The following is an 18,597-nucleotide window of genomic DNA, read 5'->3' as shown; positions in this document are numbered from 1 at the left end:
GTTACAGGCGCCAGAGGCTTACCCCATCTGGCACGGCGGCGCGGTCGAGGATGCCCTTGACGTCCACCACCAGCCCGCGCCCGCCCTTCAGCCGCCGGGTCAGCAGGTTCCAGCCGGCCTGCCGGTAAACCGCGTGCGGCACGGCCAGCACGACCGCGTCGGCGGGGGGCAGGCGGTCCAGGGCGTCCAACGTCAACCCATACTCGTGCCGCGCGTCGGCCGGCTCGGCGATGGGATCGTGCACCCCGACCGGGATCCCGAAGCTCTCCAACTCGCGCACGATGTCCACCACCCGCGTGTTGCGGATGTCCGGCACATCCTCCTTGAAGGTGAAGCCCAGCACGCTCACCCGCAGGGCCTGCTCCGGATCCGGCGTCCCCCCGGCGCCGCGCATGAGGCGCTTCACCGTCTCGCGGGCGATGTAGTGGCCCATGGTGTCGTTGGTCCGGCGCCCGGCGAGGATGACCTCGGGGTGGTGGCCGACCTGCTCGGCCCGGTGGGTCAGATAGTAGGGATCGACGCCGATGCAGTGGCCGCCCACCAGCCCCGGCACGAAGCGCAGGAAGTTCCACTTGGTCCCGGCGGCGGCCAGGACGTCCTGCGTGTCGATGCCGAGCCGGTGGAAGATCATCGCCAACTCGTTCATCAGCGCGATGTTGAGGTCGCGCTGGGTGTTCTCGATCACCTTGGCGGCTTCGGCCACGGCGATGGACGGGGCCTTGTGCACGCCCGCCCGGACCACGCTGCCATAGACGTCCGCCACCACCTCCAGCGTCCCGGGGTCGGAGCCGGAAACGACCTTGGTGATCGTCTCGAAGCCATGCTCGCGGTCGCCCGGGTTGATGCGTTCCGGGGAGTAGCCGACGGAGAAGTCGTGCCCGAAGGTCAGGCCCGATTCCGCCTCCAGCACCGGCACGCAATCGCGCTCCGTAGCGCCGGGATAGACAGTGGATTCGTAGACGACGATGTCGCCCTTCTTGAGGTGGCGCCCGACGGTGCGCGTGGCGGCCAGCAGCGGGCCGAGGTCGGGCCGGTTGGCGTCGTTGATGGGGGTGGGCACGGTGACGATGTGGAAGTCGGCCGCGCGCAGGGCTGCGGGATCGGTGGTCAGCGTCAGCCGCGCTTCGGCGAGTGTACCCGCTTCCACCTCGCCGGTGCTGTCGGTGCCGGCCACCAGTTCGGCCACCCGCCGCTCGCTGATGTCGAAGGCGACCACCGGAAACCCGGCGCGCCCGAACGACACCGCCACCGGGAGGCCCACATAGCCAAGACCGATCACGGAAAGGCGGCGGGAATGGGTCATCGTCGAAGATCTCGCGGCAGAAGGAAAGAAGTGGGGTTCTTATACTGGAGAGAGCCGGCGGGCTCTTGCGCTTTTTGCGCCATAAAGCGAACTTGCGTTCGCTTTAGATTCACATGGCCTCATGTGCCGGCCGAGCTTCGGACGCATGGGCGTCCAGGCCCCCCGGCGGCGGCGCGCAACCCGTCGATCAGCTGCGGAACGATCCGGTCCACGCAGTAGCGTTGCTCCACCCTGGCCCGCCCCGCCGCCCCGGCGGCCTCCCGCAGGCCAGGATCCGCGCAGAGACGGCCAAGGGCCTCGCGCCACTCCGCCTCCGTGTCGGCGAGGAAGCCGTTCACGCCATGCTCCACGATGCTGGTGTTGACGCCGACCGGGCTCGCCACCACGGGGCGGCCGCAGGCCATGTACTGGATCAGCTTGTAGCCGCACTTCCCGCGTTCCCACGGCGTGTCGGCCAGCGGCATGATGCCGATGTCGAAGCTCAGGATGTTGGACACCTCGCTGGCTTCGGTCCAGTCCAGCCGCCGGACCGGCAGGCCGGACAGCGCCTTCTTCCCCGCGCCGATCAGCACCAGTTCGGCGCTTCCTTCCGCGACCATCGCCTCCAGCGGCGCCCGGACGAGGTCGAGGTAGGGCGACGTGCTGGGCGAACCGATCCAGCCGATCGTCACCCGCTCCTTCCCAGTTGCGGGCTTGTGCAGGGGATAGCGGTCCAGATCGACCACGGTCGGCAGGGTCAGGATCCGGCGGGCGCCGGCGGCGCGCGCGCGGTTGCCCAGATAGTCGTTGCCCACGGTGACCAGCGCCGCGCGGCTCATCAGCCGGTCGAGCTTGTCGCCGAGCAGGGCGCGAACCGCGCCGGACCGGTGACGGTCGTATTTGTGGAACCACGCATCGTCGAAATCGACGGCGTAGGGGACGCCGCCCAGCAGCAGCCGTTCAAGCGGATAGGGCAGCCACGGCAGGATCTCCTTCTCGATCCAGACCAGATCGTAGCGGCGGACCGGCAGCAGGGCGCGCAAGCGGGTCAGATAGGCCTGGGCGACCAGCCCCGGCGACCGGCCACCACCGCCGTAGAGCATCGACAGATAGCGGTCGGGCAGCAAGGGGGTGACATCCACCTCGATCCCCCCCGCCGCCAGTGCCGGCAGGAACTGGTAATGCCGCAAGCGGCTGCTCGGGCCGAGCTGGCCATAGCGAGACAACAGGAGAACACGCATGGACACTGCCCCATAGGCGCTCGCGGATCTGGCCGAGCGGGATTGCCGGCCGAGCGGGATTGGCAAACTCTTCCTAACGGGACCCGGACGTCGTCCGGCGGGTGAGACGGATCATGAACCGCTCGACCGCCAGCCCGGCCAGCAGGCGCAGCGCTGTGACACGATAGGCAATGCCGCGCCGTCCAGGGATCAGCCCGGCCCGGACGAGGAAACGCTTTTCTCCCCGGCCGAGCGGAAAGGCGTCCGCGCCATCGGGCAGAAGCCCCCGCCGGCGCAGGGCTTCGGCGAACGCCACGCGCACCAGATATTCCTGGCGCGCGGAATCGACCAGCAGGCGGAAGACGCCGGCCCAGCGGCGGCGAACCCCGTGAACGCAGGCGGCGGCGGCAACCAGCGGCGACAGGACGAGCGCCGCCGCCGCCTTGGCGACCAACCGGATGCCGGCACGCCGATACCCCAGCGTGTTGCCGCCATGCTGGACATAATCGCTCAGCGGCTCCGGCACATAAACAACCGGCCCCGCCCCGGCGGCGCAGCAGGCGATCCAATGGTCGTGGTAGGCGTACCGCTTGACCTGCGGGAAGGGCAGCGCCCGGTTCAGCAGTTCGGCGCGGAACAGGCAGGCGCAGCCGGTCACGACGTTGGCCATCAGCAAGGCCCCGGCCTGGTCGTGGCGCCCCTGCCGCCCCGGCCAGAAGACCTCGGACAGCACGCCGCCCCGGCGGTCCACGACGCGCATGTCGGAGAAGGCCAGGACCGCGCCGGCCTCCAGCGGTTCGATCAGGCGCCTCAGCTTGTCCGGATACCAGGCGTCGTCCTGGTCGGAAAAGGCGACGAAGGCGGCGTCGGCGGGGACGCGGGACAAGCTGCGCTCAAAGTTCCGGTAAAAGCCCAGATTGGTGGGATTCCGGTCGAGCTGGAAACGGGCGTCCCCGGCGGTTGCGGCGACGATCTCCCGCCACCGCTCCTCGGACGAGCCGTCGTCCTGGATCAGGCAGATCCAGTTTCGATGCGTCTGGGCGACGAGCGAGGCGACCTGCGCCTGGAACAGTTCGGGATCGGGATTGTAGGTGGCCATACAGACCGCCACCAGACGGTTGGCTGGGGTCCGCTCCGGCGCCTCTTCCCGCACCGTTCCAAAGGTACCGAGCGGCCGAACCTCCCGTTCGCCATCGTCCCAGTCAAGCCGCAGAGAGATCTCTAGATCCTGTCCAGAGAAACCGGCGGGCAGAGAAGCGAGGCCAGCGAAACCGCAGGCGGGAATTCCCGGTGCCGCGCCGCGTTCCGTCAGCGCGGCCTCGGCGTCAAGGCGAACGAGCGGGGCGTGCGCGGTGAAGGCGGCTTGGCCGACCGACAGAACGGCCCCGTTGAGACCGGCGCTGGGCCGGTAGGCCCAACCGGAAAAGAGCCATGTGAAATCCTGGCGGGAATCCACGTGCGTGGGCACGGTCCCATCCAGGCGCAGATCGGACAAGGAACTGGAACGCCCTGTCGTGCTCACCCCGGCCGGCGTAAGGGTTGCGTCGCTGTTCAACATGCGCCTTCTTAGGGGCTTTGCGGGGTGGCGCCAGAACGTTACCCAGAACGTTACATGGCCTGCCGGTCGGAAGGCTCCAGGCTGCGGCTCAAAGCGTTGGCGTTGCTGCCCATGCGCTTGTGGTAGAGGTTCAGCACCTCGTCCACCGGGCCGATCGTGACGACGCGCCCGTTCTCAAGCCACAGCAGCTTGTTGCACAGGCGGCGCAGCACGCTTTCGACGTGCGAGGCGACCACCAGGATGCTGGCGCGGCTGACGAACTCCTCGGCCCGGCGTTCGGCCTTTTCCAGGAATTGCGCGTCGCTCACCGCGATCCATTCGTCCATCAGCAGAATTTCCGCGTCGATGGCCGTGGCCGCGCCGAAGGCCAGACGAAGCATCATGCCCGCCGAATAGGTCCGCACCGGCAGATCCAGATGGCCGCCCAGTTCGGTGAAGGCGGCGATGTCGTCCATCTTGCTCTCGATCTCTTCGTTCGAGACGCCGAGATAGGCCGCCCGCATGCGGATGTTGTCGTAGCCGGACGCATCTCCATCGAAGCCGATCGACAGGTCGAACAGAGGCGTCACCTGCCCTTCGACCCGGACCCGTCCGGTGGTCGGCTCATACACCCCGGCCAAGGTTCGCAGCAGCGTCGTCTTGCCCGCGCCGTTGCCGCCGATCAGCCCCAGCCGGTCGCCATGATCCAGATGCAAGGACACCTTGTTGAGCGCGTTCACCTGGATGCGGTGCTGCGCGTCGTGCCGGATGATCCCGCTGGTCGAAGAGTGAAGCAGGGTCTTCTTCAGGGAGCGTCCGCTGCCCTGATAGATGACGAATTCGACGGAGACCTGATCGAGGTGAATCTTAGCCACGGGTCTACAGCCAATAAGCGATGCGTTTGCGGAACCGGACATAGATGGCGAAGGTGGCCGACCAGCCCAGAACCGTGATCAGCACGGCCGTCGCCCAGACGGAAGGCGCCAACGCCTCCCCCAGCAGCGGGCCACGGACGACTTCGATCAGATAGTAGATCGGATTGAGCGCGATCATCCATTGACGCTCGCCCATCAATTCCGGCTTCCACATGACCGGCGTGACGAAGAACAGCAGCTGGACCACGCTGGCGGCAATCGGCTGAACGTCGCGGAAACGCGCGCAGGCGATGCCCAGCGCCAAGGCGATCCACATGGCGTTGACCAGCAGAAGGAACAGACCCGGCAGAAACAGAAGCCCGCTCATCCCCGGCCACAGACCGAGCCACAGCGCCATGACGATGAAGATCACGGCGTTGTGGCCGAGAATGATCAGGTTGCGCCAGATGACGCGCAGCACATGGACCGACAGCGGCATGCGCACATGCTTTATGAGGCTCTCGAACTCCAGAAAACTTTGGCAGCCTTCGGTCAGGATGGCGGCGACGAAGTTCCAGATGGCCAGCCCCAGGGCGAGGAAGGGCAGATAGTCGGCAAGCGGGAAGCGGAACAGGGACCCGTAGATGAAGCCCAGGCAGGCGACCAGCACAGCCATGCTGATGGTCAGCCAGAACGGCCCGAGCACCGAACGCCGGTAACGCTTCTTGATGTCATGCCAGCCCAGCATGCCCCACAGCGACCAGCTCGTCACACCTTGGAAAAGGTCTTCGCGGGCACGCGCGGTCTGGCTGCGGTCGGCAGAGTCGAACAGAAGGCTCATCGGCGAATCATGCGGGCGTGAAGGCAGTATGAAGGCAAGGCATGGGAGCGCAATCCAACGCGATGCCCCCTTTCCTCATTGGGTATCAGGCGTATCGGCCAAGTGGCATTGTGGTACTCTAGACGGATGTGGCTGTCACGCACTATCGCGGCGTCCGTGCCATGCCCGACTTCAGCCGAAGATGATCCAGTCGGTCGAGAACTGCTCCCTGCGGACACCGGCCAAGGTGACGGTGTGGGTGTCGGAAAAGACGATGACGGCCTCGCCGGCGCCGTTGGCGGTGACGCTGTAGGCCTGACCGGGGGTGAGGCCGATGCGGTCGCCGTCGGCACCGGTGAAGTCGGTGATGCGGTCGGCGCCGCCCCCGGTGGAAAAGACGAAGACGTCGGCCCCGGCTCCGCCGGTCAGCGTGTCGTTGCCCGCGTCGCCCGCCAGCCGGTCGTTGCCGAGGTCGCCGAACAGCGCGTCGTCGCCCGCCCCGCCGAACAGGGTGTCGTCGCCACCGCCGCCGAACAGGGTGTCGGTGCCGGCGTTGCCGAACAGCAGGTCCTGGCCGGCGTTGCCGAAGACGAGGTCGTTGCCGTCGCCGCCGGACAGGGCGTCGCTGTCACCGCCGCCGGCCACCGTGTCGTCGCCCGCGTCGCCCGCGACCACGTCGGAGCCGTCGTCGCCGCTCAGCGCGTCGTTGTCGCGGCCGCCGAACAGCACATCGTCGCCGCGCCCGCCAAACAGCAGGTCGGCCCCGGCGTTGCCGAACAGCGCATCGTTGCCCGTGTTGCCGAACAGGATGTCGAAGTCGTCACCCCCTTGGGCGATGTCGTCGCCGACCCCGGCGAACACCGTTTGCGAGCCCCCGAACCCGGCGAAATGGTTGTTCCCGGCGCCTCCGATGACTTGGATGGAACCGATCAGAGCGGCAAAACCGGCATGATCGATCTGCACCGGCACGCCCGCCGGCAGGGCGCGCCCATCGACCAGCAGGGCCGTGGCCGCATCGCCGCCGAGCGCGACCGCGCCCCTGGGCTGCACAGTGCGCACGGTGATGGCGCTGCCCGCCCCCAGCCGGTCGGCGAAGGCGCCCACGGCGGCGCCAAGGCCGGCTTCGGCCACGCCGAGTTCCGCCGCCGCGTTGATCATTCCCGCGGAAGCCATGCCTGCGGCCACGACCATCGAATTGTCCGGCATCGGAAGCGGACGCGGTGTCGGGGGTGAGACCACGGTCGTGCCGCCCGAACCACTTCCGGAACTTCCTCCTCCCCCGGATGCCGGAGCGGGCGGCAAAGGGGGTGGGGCGGTCGGAACGGGAATGATGGAAACGTCGGTGGGGGTGGCCGGGGGCAGGGGAGCGGGCAGCGCGTTGCGCGCGACGTAATTGTTGCGCCCCATCTGCCCCCAAGGCAGCTCATGGATGCCCAAACCGAAGGCCGGCGAGCCGGCCCCCAGGCGGAAGTCCCCCGCCGCCGCGTTCACGAACAGCGGGTCGGCGCGCAGGTCGCCGCCGTTGTAGGCCGGGCTGTTGGCGACGAGGTTGCCGGTGATGGTGGGCTGGCCGGCGGTGTACAGCTCCCAATAATCGTCCACCGGCACGGCGCCGTAGGCGATGTTGCCGGTGATGCTGTTGTTGCGCGGCAGGCCGGCGTCCCCAGCGCTCGGCACCCATTCCACGCGGATCATCTCCTCGCGGTTGGAGCCCATGACGCTGAGGTTGTTGGTGACCCGGTTGTTGTCGCCGCCGTGGATGAACACGCTGGCCCAGCCGGTGCCCCGGATGAAGTTGTCGGTGACCGTGACCCCGTTGGTCTGGTCGTCCAGATAGACGCCGAAGCTCTTGTGGCCCACCACCCAGGACCCGTCGGCGCCGGTGGCGAGGCCGGTGACCCCGTCGATCCAGTTGCCCCGGATCACCGCCGCCGCGTTGTTGTTGGAACGGCCCAGCATCTCGATGGCGGCGCTGTCGGCGGTCTCCAGCCCGGTCCGGGTGATGCGGTTGTATTCGATGACGTTGCCGGTGTTGGCGTTGTTGGCGTTCCAGTCCTTGATGGAGATGCCGTAGCTTGGGCTGCCGTCGATCTCGTTGTGCGAGAAGGTGTTGCGGTCGATGCCGTTGCCGGTGATGCCGGAGACGTACTTGGCGATCTCGCCGACGTCGCGGATGAGGTTGCCGGTGACCGTGTTGTCGTTGGAGCGGGCGGACAGGTCCATGCCCGTGCCGGCCAGATGCTCCATCACGTTGCCGTCGATATAGTTGGCGGACGAACCGGACAGCCGCAGCCCGTTGCCGGCGTTGACAAAGTGGTTGCCGCCGATGCGGTTGCCGTTCGCCCCGATCAGTTCCACCGTGTTGCCGTTCAGCGGCGTCTCGGTGAAGGTCAGGCCGAACAGCGTGGCGTTGCTGGTCCCGGTCATCCGCACCAGCGTGCCGAGGCGCGGCACCACCACGCCCTCCTGCTCGAAGGTCGCGGGGGCCTCCGGCTTGACGACCAGCCGGCCGTCGGACGCCCGCCACGCGAACTCGCCCGCGTCGCGCAGCAGCGCCGGGCTGTTCAGCAGCCGGTAGGTGCCGCCGGTCTGGACCTGGTACCAGACGGGGCTTTTGAAGGTGATGGTGTTGGTGGTGAAATCGACGCTTTGCACCTCGACGATGCTGTCGGCAAGGCGGTCGGTGTTGAAGGTCTGGATCTTGGTGCCGGCGGTCACGTCGCCGGGCTGGATGTCGCCCGTCCGGAACTTCAGCGCCGTCTTGCTGCCCGCTCCCTCGGCGACCAGCCAGCCGGACCGCGTCGGGTTCGCCGGGTCCCAATCGCCCGACTGGGCCACCCGCTGGCGCACCCCGCCGACGATGAGGTCGAGGTCGCTCGCCCGGCCGAGCGCCGCCGAGAAGATCCCGTTCCCCTCATTTTGGAAGCCGGTGACCGCCTCCCCACCGCTGAGCACCGCCGTCTCGCCCGGATAGCCAATGAAGGTGACGCCGTTGTCGGCCGAGGTCAGTTCCAGCGTGCGGCCCAGACGATAGGTGCCGCCGCGCACGTAGGTCACATCGATGGAGGTCGCGCGCATCAGGTCGCGCGCCCGCTCCAGACTGGCCAGGGGACCGTCGGTGCCGTCGGCGTTGGGGACGGCGAGGCGCCCCGACCAAGAGTCGTTCCCGTTGACCGCGACGAAATAGGCCGGCTCCCGCACGGCCTCCATCGGCGCCGGGAAACCAGGATAAGAGACCGCGTTTTCGGACATTCCCGCACCGTCGTGACTTGGCGAGCGGGGCTCGCGAAGGTGGTAACCCGAACGAGGGTAGGGCGGCGGGGAAGAAGGCAGTTAGGCCAAGCTCGTGATAAATTTTAGACATTGCGGCCAGAGCGCGCTTTGCGAAGCACCCCGTTGGAACGTTTCCACTCCCGGCCCGTGTGAGATTCCCATCCCTGGGTAATCCCATCATGTATCCGAATTCTCCGTTGGCAAAAAAAGACAGCCACAGATTATCGAAATCATCACCGGCTATGTAAAAATAACATGGTATCGATATCCTCAATCGATGCTGGGGCTAACGCTATTTCAGAGATTGTTGAAACCGTCGCCCGATCATACCTTCTGAACCTCTTCATAATTAAGACTGCCCGACCAAGTTCGGCCGAATATTTCGGCCAATAATCATGCTCGCTTTCATGGCAGGCAACGCTTTTACCAGGAGGAATGTGCGGTGCTCGAAATCTTGATCGCGGACTCCAGCCTTGCCGATATCGAGCGGCTGCTCGAACAAAGACGCCCTGGCGTCCGGGTCATCCCGGTATCCTCAGGGGAGGACGCCCATGACGTTCTGCGCGACGCGCTTTTGCTGCACCCCAAGGCCGTTCATCTTCTGGCGCACGGTCGGCCGGGCGAAGTGCTGCTGGGCGCCAACCCGATCAACGCCCGCTCCCTCCTCGACCGTGCCTGGCCGGACGCGTCGGGCACCGAAATCCTGATCCACGCCTGCCACGTCGCCGAGGGTGACGCCGGGCGTCTCTTCCTCGACCGGTTCGCCGCGGCGACCGGCGCCGCCATCGCCGCCTCCACCAGTCTTGTCGGCGCGGCGGAGCTGGGCGGCTCCTGGACCCTCGACGCGGCGACCGCGCCGGTTGAGGCGCTGCCGGCCTTTGCCGCTCCGGTGGCCTGGGCGCACACGCTGGCGATCCTTCCGGTCCAGCCGGGTCCCCAGAACTTCGAAGGGACCGACGAAGAGTTCGACGAGGTCGACTACATCACCCTCGGCAACGCGCCGGTGCTGATCGACCTCGCCGACCCGACGCGCAACACCGGCTACGCGGCGGGCGACACCTACACCAGCGTCGAGCGTATCGCCGGCGGCGGCGGTGACGACACCCTGTACGGCGACGACAACGACAACTGGTTCCGTGGCCACGCCGGCAACGACATCGAATACGGCCTGGGCGGCAACGACACGCTGGAAGCCGCGGACGGCGACGACACATTGTACGGCGGCGATGGCGACGACCGCGTGGTCGGCCTGGCCGACAACGACCTCCTGTACGGCAACGACGGCGCCGACACGCTGCTCGGCATGGGCGGCGACGACCGCATCTACGGCAACACCGGCAACGACCTGATCTACACGGACTACGGCGCCGACACCGTCTACGGCGGCGACGGCGACGATACCATCTACGCGGGCGAAGTCGCCTGGGGCACCGGCGAGTACGACGGCGAGGCGCAGGCCGACATCCTCGACGGCGGTGCCGGCAACGACCGCTACATCATCAACAGCACCTGGGGCGCCGGGACCACGCGCTTCGACGGCGGCGCCGGGACCGACACGCTGGAGATCACCACCCGCACCCTGATCAACCCCGACAGCGGGGCGACCTACTTCGGCGGCACGTCGTTCGATCTTTCCGGCATGACGCTGACCAGCGTCGAGAATCTGGCCATCACGGGCGCCATCACGGGCGATGGGCCGATCCAGGTGACCCTCGGCCAGGGGCAGGCCGGGACCGATGCGATCTCGACCATCATCTTCGAGAACGCGGCCTTCAGCGGTTCGATCGGGACCGGCGACGGCGCGGCGCTCGGCGCCAACCAGATCCAGATCGAGACGGTGGACGGCAACACCGTGCTGCACATCGGCATGGACAGCGTGGCCGGCAGCGACATCGACATCACCCTGAACGGCACCTTCGAGCGCAGCCAGTTCACACTGTCCGGCAACGAGATCGTGATCGGCGACGCCCAGGCGGCCCAGCCGGAACTGGCCATCGCCGCGACCGACGCCAACAAGGTGGAAGGCTCCACCGGCACCACGCCCTTCACCTTCACCGTCACCCGCTCGGGCGACACCAGCGCCGCGGGCTCCGTGGACTGGGCGGTCACCGGTTCGGGCACCAACCCGGCCAACGCCGCCGACTTCGGCGGGACACTGCCGGGCGGCACCGTGGACTTCCTGGCCGGCGAGACCACCAAGACCATCACCGTCGACGTGACCGCCGACACCATCGTGGAGGAGGACGAGGGCTTCACCCTGACCCTCTCCAACGCGACGGACGGCGCCACCATCACCACGGCGACGGCCCAGGGCGTGATCCAGAACGACGATGTGGTGGTTTCTCCTCCCCCGCCCCCGCCCCCGCCTCCGCCCCCTCCTCCCCCGCCGCCGCCTCCGCCGCCGGTCTCCGGGGGCGGCAGCGACAACAGCAGCGGTGGCGGGTCGGGCACGCCGACCCCTCCGACCGGCACCGACACGGCCGGATCGGTGTCCATCGTCTCGGGTAACGGCACCCCGGTCGCCCTGGACAGCGCGGGTACGCTGAACGCCACCCTGCCGGCCGGCATCGGGCTGACCTCCACCGGGCCACAGGCCCCGGTCGGCGCGGCCGGCGTCGCCGCCGCGCTGAACTCGGCCACCGCCGGGCTGAGCGGCGACCCGGCCATCGCCACGGCGATCAACACCTACGCGGCGACCCTGCCGGCCGGCAGCGGCGTGGTCGTGCGCACCATCACCCCCAATCTCACGCCGGGTGCTTCGTCCATCGGATCGGGTCCGATCCTTATTCAGGGCACCGACGGCGGGACATCGGAAGCGCTGGTCATCGACGGCCGGGGCCTGCCGGCCGGGACGGCCATCCAGCTCGACGGCGTCGACTTCGCCACGGTGATCGGCAACGTGCAGGTGCTCGGCGGCGCCGGCAAGAACATGGTCGTCAGCGACAATGGTGACGGCAACATCCAGGGCGGCGCGGACACCGACACGCTGTTCGGCGGGGCCGGCAGCGACATGACCTTCGGCAACGCGGGCAACGACATCCTGTTCGGCAACGCCGGGGCCGACCAGATGTACGGCGGGCGCGGCGACGACGTTCTGTTCGGCGGCCGCGACGACGACCTGTTGAGCGGCGACGACGGGGCCGACGTGGTCGTGGGCGATCTCGGCAACGACACGGTGGCCGGCGGCGGCGACAGCGACGCTCTGTCCGGCGGCGAGGGCAACGACCTCGTCTTCGGCAACGCCGGCCAGGACCTGCTGTTCGGCAACGCCGGCACCGACACCCTGTTCGGCGGCAGCGGGAACGACACCCTGTTCGGCGGGGACGGTGACGACGCGCTGTTCGGCGACCTCGGCAACGACCTGCTGGTGAGCGACGCGGGCAACGACACGCTGACCGGCGGGGCCGGGGCCGACGTCTTCATCTTCGCCACCGGCGGCGGCGCCGACCGCATCACCGACTTCACCGGTGCCGACGGCGACCGCATCGGCCTCACCCCCGGTCAGGCCTACAGCGTCACCGCCAACGGGGCCGGCGAGGCGGTCATCGTCTTCTCCGACACCCACAACGTGACCCTGGCCGGTGTCCGCAGGGAGCAGTTCTCAACCGACTGGGTCATCTTCGGCTGATCCGGCCAGACCCTGAAAGGACGGCTCACGGGCGGGCGGATGACGGACATCGTCATCCGCCCGTCCTGTTTTGCATGGGAAACGGGAGCGGTGCTCGCCGGTGTACGGAGGCGTGGAAGGCGTGTTAGGGTCGGCCGCGCCGCGCGCTGCGCGGCCGTTGTCCTTTCCATTTTGATTGCCTTCGATGTTCCAGAGCCTTCTGCGCATCCCTTTCAGTCTGCTCCATAACCACTATCTCGTCCGCCAGCTCACCTGGCGCGACATCGCGGGCCGGTACCGCGGCTCGGCCGCCGGCCTGCTGTGGTCGTTCCTGACCCCGCTCGTCATGCTGGCGCTCTACACGCTGGTGTTCGGGGTCATGTTCCAGGCCCGCTGGAGCGCGGCCGCCCCGGAACGGGCGACGGTGGTGACGGACGGACACGGCAGCTTCGCGCTGATCCTGTTCGTGGGCCTGATCCTGCACGGCTTCCTGGCGGAATGCATCGGCCGGGCGCCGGGCCTGATCCTGGGCAACGCCAATCTGGTGAAGCGGGTCGTCTTCCCGCTGGAAATCCTCGGCTGGAGCACCATCGGGTCCGCCCTGTTCCACAGCGCGGTCAGCTTCGTGGCGCTGCTCGTCATCTATGTGCTGGTGCAGGGGACGATCCAATGGACGGTCCTTCTGCTGCCGCTGGTGCTTCTGCCCCTGACGATGCTGGCCTTGGGGCTGGTCTGGTTCCTGTCGTCGATCGGCGTGTTCCTGCGCGACATCGGGCAGGTCGTGCCGCCGGTGACGACCCTGCTTCTCTTCCTCAGCCCGATCCTGTTCCCGGCTAGCTCGATCCCTGAACCGCTGCGCCAGCTTCTGTTCCTCAACCCGTTGACGATCCCGGTCGAGCAGGCCCGCGCCCTGGTCATCTGGGGGACCATGCCGGACTGGGGGCTGCTGGCCGCCTACACCGTGGTCGCCACCCTGGTCGCCTGGGGCGGTCTTTACTGGTTCAACCGCACCCGCGCCGCCTTCGCCGACGTGATGTGAACGCCTCCCCGGAAACGTCTCCATGCTTCAGTTCCTTGGCATTGGCGCCCAGAAGTCGGGCACCACATGGCTTTACTTCAACTTCAAGAAACACCCCTCGATCTTCCTGACGGAAGAGAAGGAACTGCATTTCTGGGACTGGCATCGGGATCGCGGACTCGACTGGTACCGGGCGCAATTCGCCCCGGCTCCGGCCGGAACCCGCGCCGGGGAGATCACGCCGGCCTACGGCATCCTGGACAGCGGCAAGGTCGCGGAAATTCACCGCGAGTTTCCGGACATCCGCCTTTTCTACCTGATCCGCAACCCGATCGAGCGGGCCTGGTCGTCGGCGCTGATGGCGCTGCCGCGCGCGGAGATGACCATCGAGGAAGCGTCCGACGCTTGGTTCATCGACCATTTCAACGCCCGCGGTTCGGCCAGCCGGGGCGACTATGAAAGCTGCCTGAGGGTGTGGCGCAGCCATTATCCGGCCGAGCAGATTCATGTCGAGACGTTCGACGACATCGTCACCGACCCGCGCGGCGTGCTGCGGCGCTGCTGCGCGCATCTCGGCATCGATCCGGCCCACTATGACGGGATCCCGGACGAATCCCTGTCTACCCCGCACAACGTCGGCTCCGGCCACCCGATGCGGCCGACGCTGCGCCACTATCTGGAGCGGATGTACCGGCCGAAGATCGACAGCCTGGCCGCCTATCTGGGCCGCGACCTGTCACGCTGGCTCGACGGTGGGGCCCCGGCGCTCACCCCGCGGCAACGCCTGCGCGTCTGGCTCTCCGCGCAGGCCCACCGCTACCGCTGATCCCCAGTCGCTAAAGCGGATTTCAATCCGCTTGGGACCGCGACGGCGGTCCCGGCCGCCAGCCTTCTGTTCAGACCTTGGCGGCCAAAGCCCGGCCTCTCGCGGGAACGAAGTTCCCGCTGGCGGCAGGCGGATGCCACAGGCATCCGCTGAGAGCCGGCACATGAGGCCATATGAATCTAAAGCGAATGCAAATTCGCTTTAGATCATCCCCCGCTCTTCCAGAGCGGCGACGACACGGGCGGCGAGCCGCTCCGGCGTCTCGTCCGCACTGTTCAGGTGCAGTTCCGGTGCCTCGGGCGGCTCGTAGGAGCTGCCGAGGCCCGTGAAGTGCGGCAGCTGGCCGGCGCGCGCCTTGCGGTAGAGGCCCTTGGGATCGCGGGCCTCGCAGACCTCCAGCGGGGCGTCCACGAAGATCTCCAGGAACTCGCCCTGCTCCATCAGTTCGCGCGCAGTGCGGCGCTCGCTGCGGAAGGGGGAGATGAAGCTGACCAGCACGATCAGGCCGGCGTCCACCATCAGCTTCGCCACCTCCGACACGCGGCGGATGTTCTCCACCCGGTCCTCGTCGGTGAAGCCCAGATCACGGCTGAGGCCGTGGCGGACGTTGTCGCCGTCCAGGCTCATGGTCCGGCGGCCACGGCGGTGCAGCTCCTGCTCCACCAGATCGGCGATGGTGGACTTGCCCGAGCCGGACAGGCCGGTGAACCACAGCACGCAGGGCTTCTGCCCGTTCAGCGCGCCGCGCGCGGCCTTGTCCACCTTCATCGGCTGCCAGTGGATGTTCGACGCGCGGCGCAGCGCGAAGTCGATCATGCCGCAGCCGACCGTGGCGTTGCTGATGCGGTCGATCAGCACGAAGCTGCCCGTCGCGCGGTTGTCGGCGTAGGCGTCGAACGGTACCGGCCGGTCGAGCGCCACGTTGCACAGGCCGACCGCGTTGAGGTCGAGGTGCTTGGCCGCGACGTGCTCCTGCGTGTTGACGTTCAGCACGTGCTTCAGCTCGGTCACCTGGGCGCCGACCGTGCTGGTGCCGAGGCGCAGCAGGTAGGAGCGGCCGGGCAGCAGCGGCTGCTCGCTCATCCACACGATGTGGGCGGCGAACTGGTCGGCGACCTCCGGCCGCGCGTCGGCGGCGGCGATCACGTCGCCGCGTGACACGTCCACCTCCTCGGCCAGGACCAGGGTGACGGCCTGATCGGCCACACCTTCCTCAAGGTCGCCGTCCATGGTGACGACGCGCGACACCGTGGTGGTCCGCCCGCTGGGCAGGATCGCGACCGGATCGCCGGGCCGCACGGTGCCGCCGGCGATGGTGCCGGAGAAGCCACGGAAATGCTGGTCGGGGCGGTTGACCCACTGCACCGGCAGGCGGAAGGGCCGGTTCAGCGCGTCGCTGGACACCTCCATCGTCTCCAGCTGGGCGAGCAGCGTCGGCCCCTTGTACCAGTCCATATTGGCCGAGGGCGTGGTGACGTTGTCGCCGGTCAGGGCCGACACGGGGATGCAGGCGACGTCGCGGATGCCGAGCCCGTGGGCGAAGGCGCGGTAGTCGTCGGCGATCCGCTCGAACACCGCGCGGTCCCAATCGACCATGTCCATCTTGTTGACCGCCAGCACGACGTGCCGGATGCCGAGCAGCGAGACGATGGTGCTGTGCCGGCGCGTCTGGGTCAGCACGCCTTTGCGCGCGTCCACCAGCAGCACGGCCGCGTCGGCGGTCGAGGCGCCGGTCGCCATGTTGCGGGTGTACTGCTCGTGGCCGGGGGTGTCGGCGACGATGAACTTGCGCTTGTCGGTGGTGAAGAAGCGGTAGGCGACGTCGATGGTGATGCCCTGCTCGCGCTCGGCGGCCAGCCCGTCCACCAGAAGCGCCAGATCCAGCTTGCCGGATCCGGTCGTGCCGAAGCGGCCGCTGTCCTTTTCCAGGCTGGCCAGCTGGTCTTCGAACAGCAGCTTGCAGTCGTAGAGCAGGCGGCCGATCAGGCTCGACTTGCCGTCGTCCACCGACCCGCAGGTGATGAAGCGCAGCAGGTCCTTGTTCTCCTGGCCGCGCAGATACTCCTCGACCTGGGCGATCGCCTCGGCGGCGGCGGTGTGGTCGTGCGGCATCAGAAATACCCTTCCTGCTTCTTGATCTCCATCGAGGCGGCGGCGTCCTGGTCGATGACGCGGCCCTGCCGCTCCGAGGTGGTCGCCAGCAACATCTCGCGGATGACCTCCGCCAGGGTGGTGGCGCGGCTCTCCACGGCACCGGTCAGCGGGTAGCAGCCGAGCGTGCGGAAGCGCACCCATGTCATCTCCGGCACCTCGCCGGGGTTCAGCGGCAGCCGGTCGTCGTCCACCAGGATCAGCGCGCCGTCGCGCTTCACCACCGGGCGCGGCTTGGCGAAGTACAACGGCACCACCGGGATGTTCTCCTGGTAGATGTATTGCCAGATGTCCAGCTCGGTCCAGTTCGACAGCGGGAAGACGCGGATGCTCTCGCCCTTGTCGATGCGGCCGTTGTAGAGGTTCCACAGCTCCGGCCGCTGGTTCTTCGGGTCCCAGCGGTGGGTCGAGGTGCGGAAGGAGAAGATGCGTTCCTTGGCGCGGGACTTCTCCTCGTCGCGGCGGGCACCGCCGAAGGCCGCGTCGAAGCCGTGTTTGTCGAGCGCCTGCTTCAGCCCCTGCGTCTTCATCACGTCGGTGTGCACGGCCGACCCGTGGGTGAAGGGGCCGATGCCCTGCCGCACGCCGTCCTCGTTGATGTGGACGATGAGATCCAGCCCCAGATCCTTCACCCTCTGGTCGCGGAACGCGATCATCTCGCGGAATTTCCAGGTGGTATCCACGTGCATCAGCGGGAAGGGCGGCTTCGACGGGTGGAAAGCCTTCATCGCCAGGTGCAGCATCACCGAGCTGTCCTTGCCGATGGAATACAACATGACGGGGTTGCGGAATTGGGCCGCGACCTCGCGCATGATGTGGATGCTTTCGGCCTCAAGACGCTGCAGGTGCGTGAGCCGATGGGGAGGAAGAGCGAGTGAAGCCGGCATGATGACCCTGGTGCAGCGGAGTTCGACGCCCGATCCGGGACGGAGGAGCATCGCCCAACGATGGTGAAGAGGCGGTTGCGCGCGGCCTTGTGTACTCTATTCCCACGCCGGTTGGTAGCATCCTGCGGCAATCAGCGCGGCGCGGTGTTGTTTTGTGAATTCAGCAAAGAAATTTTGCTGAATTGAGGCGAGCGGGGCAGAACAGAAGAACTTCACGGTTATGGGCAGGTCCCCGGCCTCGCCGCGCAGAACGCCCTGCCGTTCCTCGTGGTGAGTTCCACCGACCGAGGTGGCGTGCAGGACGAGCGCGCGGTGCGGGCCGCAGCGCACCTCTCCGGCCTCATCGGAGACCGTCTCCGCCAGCAGGCGGCCGTGCACGTTCCAGGCGGCGGCGTTCAGCACGGCGCTGCGCCGGCCGGGCGCCCAGGCCGTCAGGTTGAAGCCGTTCTGGTCGATCATCCGGTGATCGTCCAGAGCGGCGCAACGGTCGCGCACCTCCGCCAGAGCGTCCCGTGAGGCGATGAAAAAGCCGGAGTTGAGGTAGGGCAGGCGCGGGTCGATGCCGCCCGCGCGCACCGCCTCGGCGAAGGGGGCCACGTCGGCACCCCAGCGGGCGATGAAGCCGGCGGTGTCCGCGACCTCCGCGTCCGGGCAGGCGGCGAGCGGCGAGCCGCGCTTGCCCATGGCCTCCAGCACCCCCGCCAGCGGTTCGGCGAGCGGAGCCACGGCCATCATGTCGCAGTCCAACCACACCACCAGCCCGTCAGCACCGGCCGGGTCCTGGGGCAGATAATCAACAAGCGCCGCCTTGGCGCGGTACGGATGAATCCCTTCCCGCACGGAGGGCGGGCGCGGCAGCAGCGCTCCCCGCGCCTCCAGAAAACGGCGCTGTGCCGAGTTCAGGCCGAAGTCGCAGACCAGCACCGGCACGCCCGGCAGCCACCGCGCCAGCGATTGGATGAGCAGGCAGGCCATCGCGAAGTAGCGGGCGTCCGCGCCGGTGACCACTCGAGGAGTCATGCCCAGACTCCAAGACGGGCACACAGCCGTTTCCCGCCGACCCGCCCGTCCAGCGGAGTGGTGGTCATGGACAGGATGCGACCCACGTCAGGCCGTGCCGGC

At 67.9% G+C, this 18,597-nt stretch carries 12 protein-coding genes; 3 read left to right on the top strand and 9 right to left on the bottom strand.

Annotation, left to right across the window (positions count from 1 at the left end; translation table 11 throughout):
* Window position 1: 1 nt before the first annotated feature.
* The 6 genes from J2852_RS27015 to J2852_RS26990 all read right to left on the bottom strand — a co-directional run bounded on the left by J2852_RS27015 (window position 2) and on the right by J2852_RS26990 (window position 8,965).
* The gene (locus J2852_RS27015; RefSeq protein ID WP_209881683.1) at window positions 2-1,303 is read right to left on the bottom strand and encodes a nucleotide sugar dehydrogenase; all 1,302 of its coding nucleotides are present in this window, start codon (window positions 1,301-1,303) and stop codon (window positions 2-4) included.
* 119 nt (window positions 1,304-1,422) lie between these two features.
* Entirely contained in the window at window positions 1,423-2,523 is a 1,101-nt protein-coding gene (locus J2852_RS27010) for a glycosyltransferase family 4 protein (RefSeq protein WP_209881680.1), read from the bottom strand.
* Between the two features lie 73 nt (window positions 2,524-2,596).
* Window positions 2,597-3,970 carry a glycosyltransferase gene (locus J2852_RS27005; protein ID WP_209881678.1) on the bottom strand — a complete coding sequence of 458 codons (1,374 nt, stop codon included), beginning with the start codon at window positions 3,968-3,970 and terminating at the stop codon, window positions 2,597-2,599.
* 140 nt (window positions 3,971-4,110) lie between these two features.
* Window positions 4,111-4,914, bottom strand: coding sequence for an ABC transporter ATP-binding protein (locus J2852_RS27000; protein WP_209881677.1), 804 nt, complete (start codon window positions 4,912-4,914; stop codon window positions 4,111-4,113).
* Between the two features lie 4 nt (window positions 4,915-4,918).
* On the bottom strand, window positions 4,919-5,734 hold the full coding sequence (locus J2852_RS26995) for an ABC transporter permease (protein WP_209881675.1): 816 nt from the start codon (window positions 5,732-5,734) through the stop codon (window positions 4,919-4,921).
* A gap of 171 nt (window positions 5,735-5,905) precedes the next feature.
* Complete coding sequence (locus J2852_RS26990) at window positions 5,906-8,965, bottom strand: NosD domain-containing protein (protein WP_209881673.1); 3,060 nt, start codon at window positions 8,963-8,965, stop codon at window positions 5,906-5,908.
* 463 nt (window positions 8,966-9,428) lie between these two features.
* On the opposite strand from J2852_RS26990, the gene J2852_RS26985 reads away from it, so the two are divergent.
* The 3 genes from J2852_RS26985 to J2852_RS26975 all read left to right on the top strand — a co-directional run bounded on the left by J2852_RS26985 (window position 9,429) and on the right by J2852_RS26975 (window position 14,437).
* Window positions 9,429-12,614 carry a DUF4347 domain-containing protein gene (locus J2852_RS26985; protein WP_209881671.1) on the top strand — a complete coding sequence of 1,062 codons (3,186 nt, stop codon included), beginning with the start codon at window positions 9,429-9,431 and terminating at the stop codon, window positions 12,612-12,614.
* A gap of 184 nt (window positions 12,615-12,798) precedes the next feature.
* Window positions 12,799-13,632, top strand: a complete 834-nt coding sequence (locus tag J2852_RS26980; protein ID WP_209881669.1) for an ABC transporter permease — start codon at window positions 12,799-12,801, stop codon at window positions 13,630-13,632.
* 22 nt (window positions 13,633-13,654) lie between these two features.
* The gene (locus J2852_RS26975; RefSeq protein ID WP_209881667.1) at window positions 13,655-14,437 is read left to right on the top strand and encodes a sulfotransferase family protein; all 783 of its coding nucleotides are present in this window, start codon (window positions 13,655-13,657) and stop codon (window positions 14,435-14,437) included.
* A 201-nt stretch (window positions 14,438-14,638) separates the two neighbouring features.
* Here J2852_RS26975 and cysN read toward each other — a convergent pair whose 3' ends face one another.
* The 3 genes from cysN to J2852_RS26960 form a co-directional block, all read right to left on the bottom strand.
* Window positions 14,639-16,549: a sulfate adenylyltransferase subunit CysN gene (cysN, locus tag J2852_RS26970; protein ID WP_209881665.1), complete on the bottom strand. Its 1,911-nt coding sequence runs from the start codon at window positions 16,547-16,549 to the stop codon at window positions 14,639-14,641.
* On the bottom strand, window positions 16,549-17,475 hold the full coding sequence (gene cysD, locus J2852_RS26965; RefSeq protein ID WP_209881663.1) for a sulfate adenylyltransferase subunit CysD: 927 nt from the start codon (window positions 17,473-17,475) through the stop codon (window positions 16,549-16,551). The genes cysN and cysD overlap by 1 nt, the downstream gene beginning before the upstream one ends.
* Before the next feature lie 96 nt (window positions 17,476-17,571).
* Complete coding sequence (locus tag J2852_RS26960; RefSeq protein ID WP_209881661.1) at window positions 17,572-18,495, bottom strand: hypothetical protein; 924 nt, start codon at window positions 18,493-18,495, stop codon at window positions 17,572-17,574.
* Window positions 18,496-18,597 lie beyond the last annotated feature (102 nt).

This window comes from Azospirillum soli (assembly GCF_017876165.1).
In the GTDB taxonomy this organism is placed as follows: Bacteria; Pseudomonadota; Alphaproteobacteria; order Azospirillales; family Azospirillaceae; genus Azospirillum; species Azospirillum soli.
Note: the sequence above shows the minus strand (reverse complement) of the source record. Positions and strands in the feature narration are given on the sequence as shown.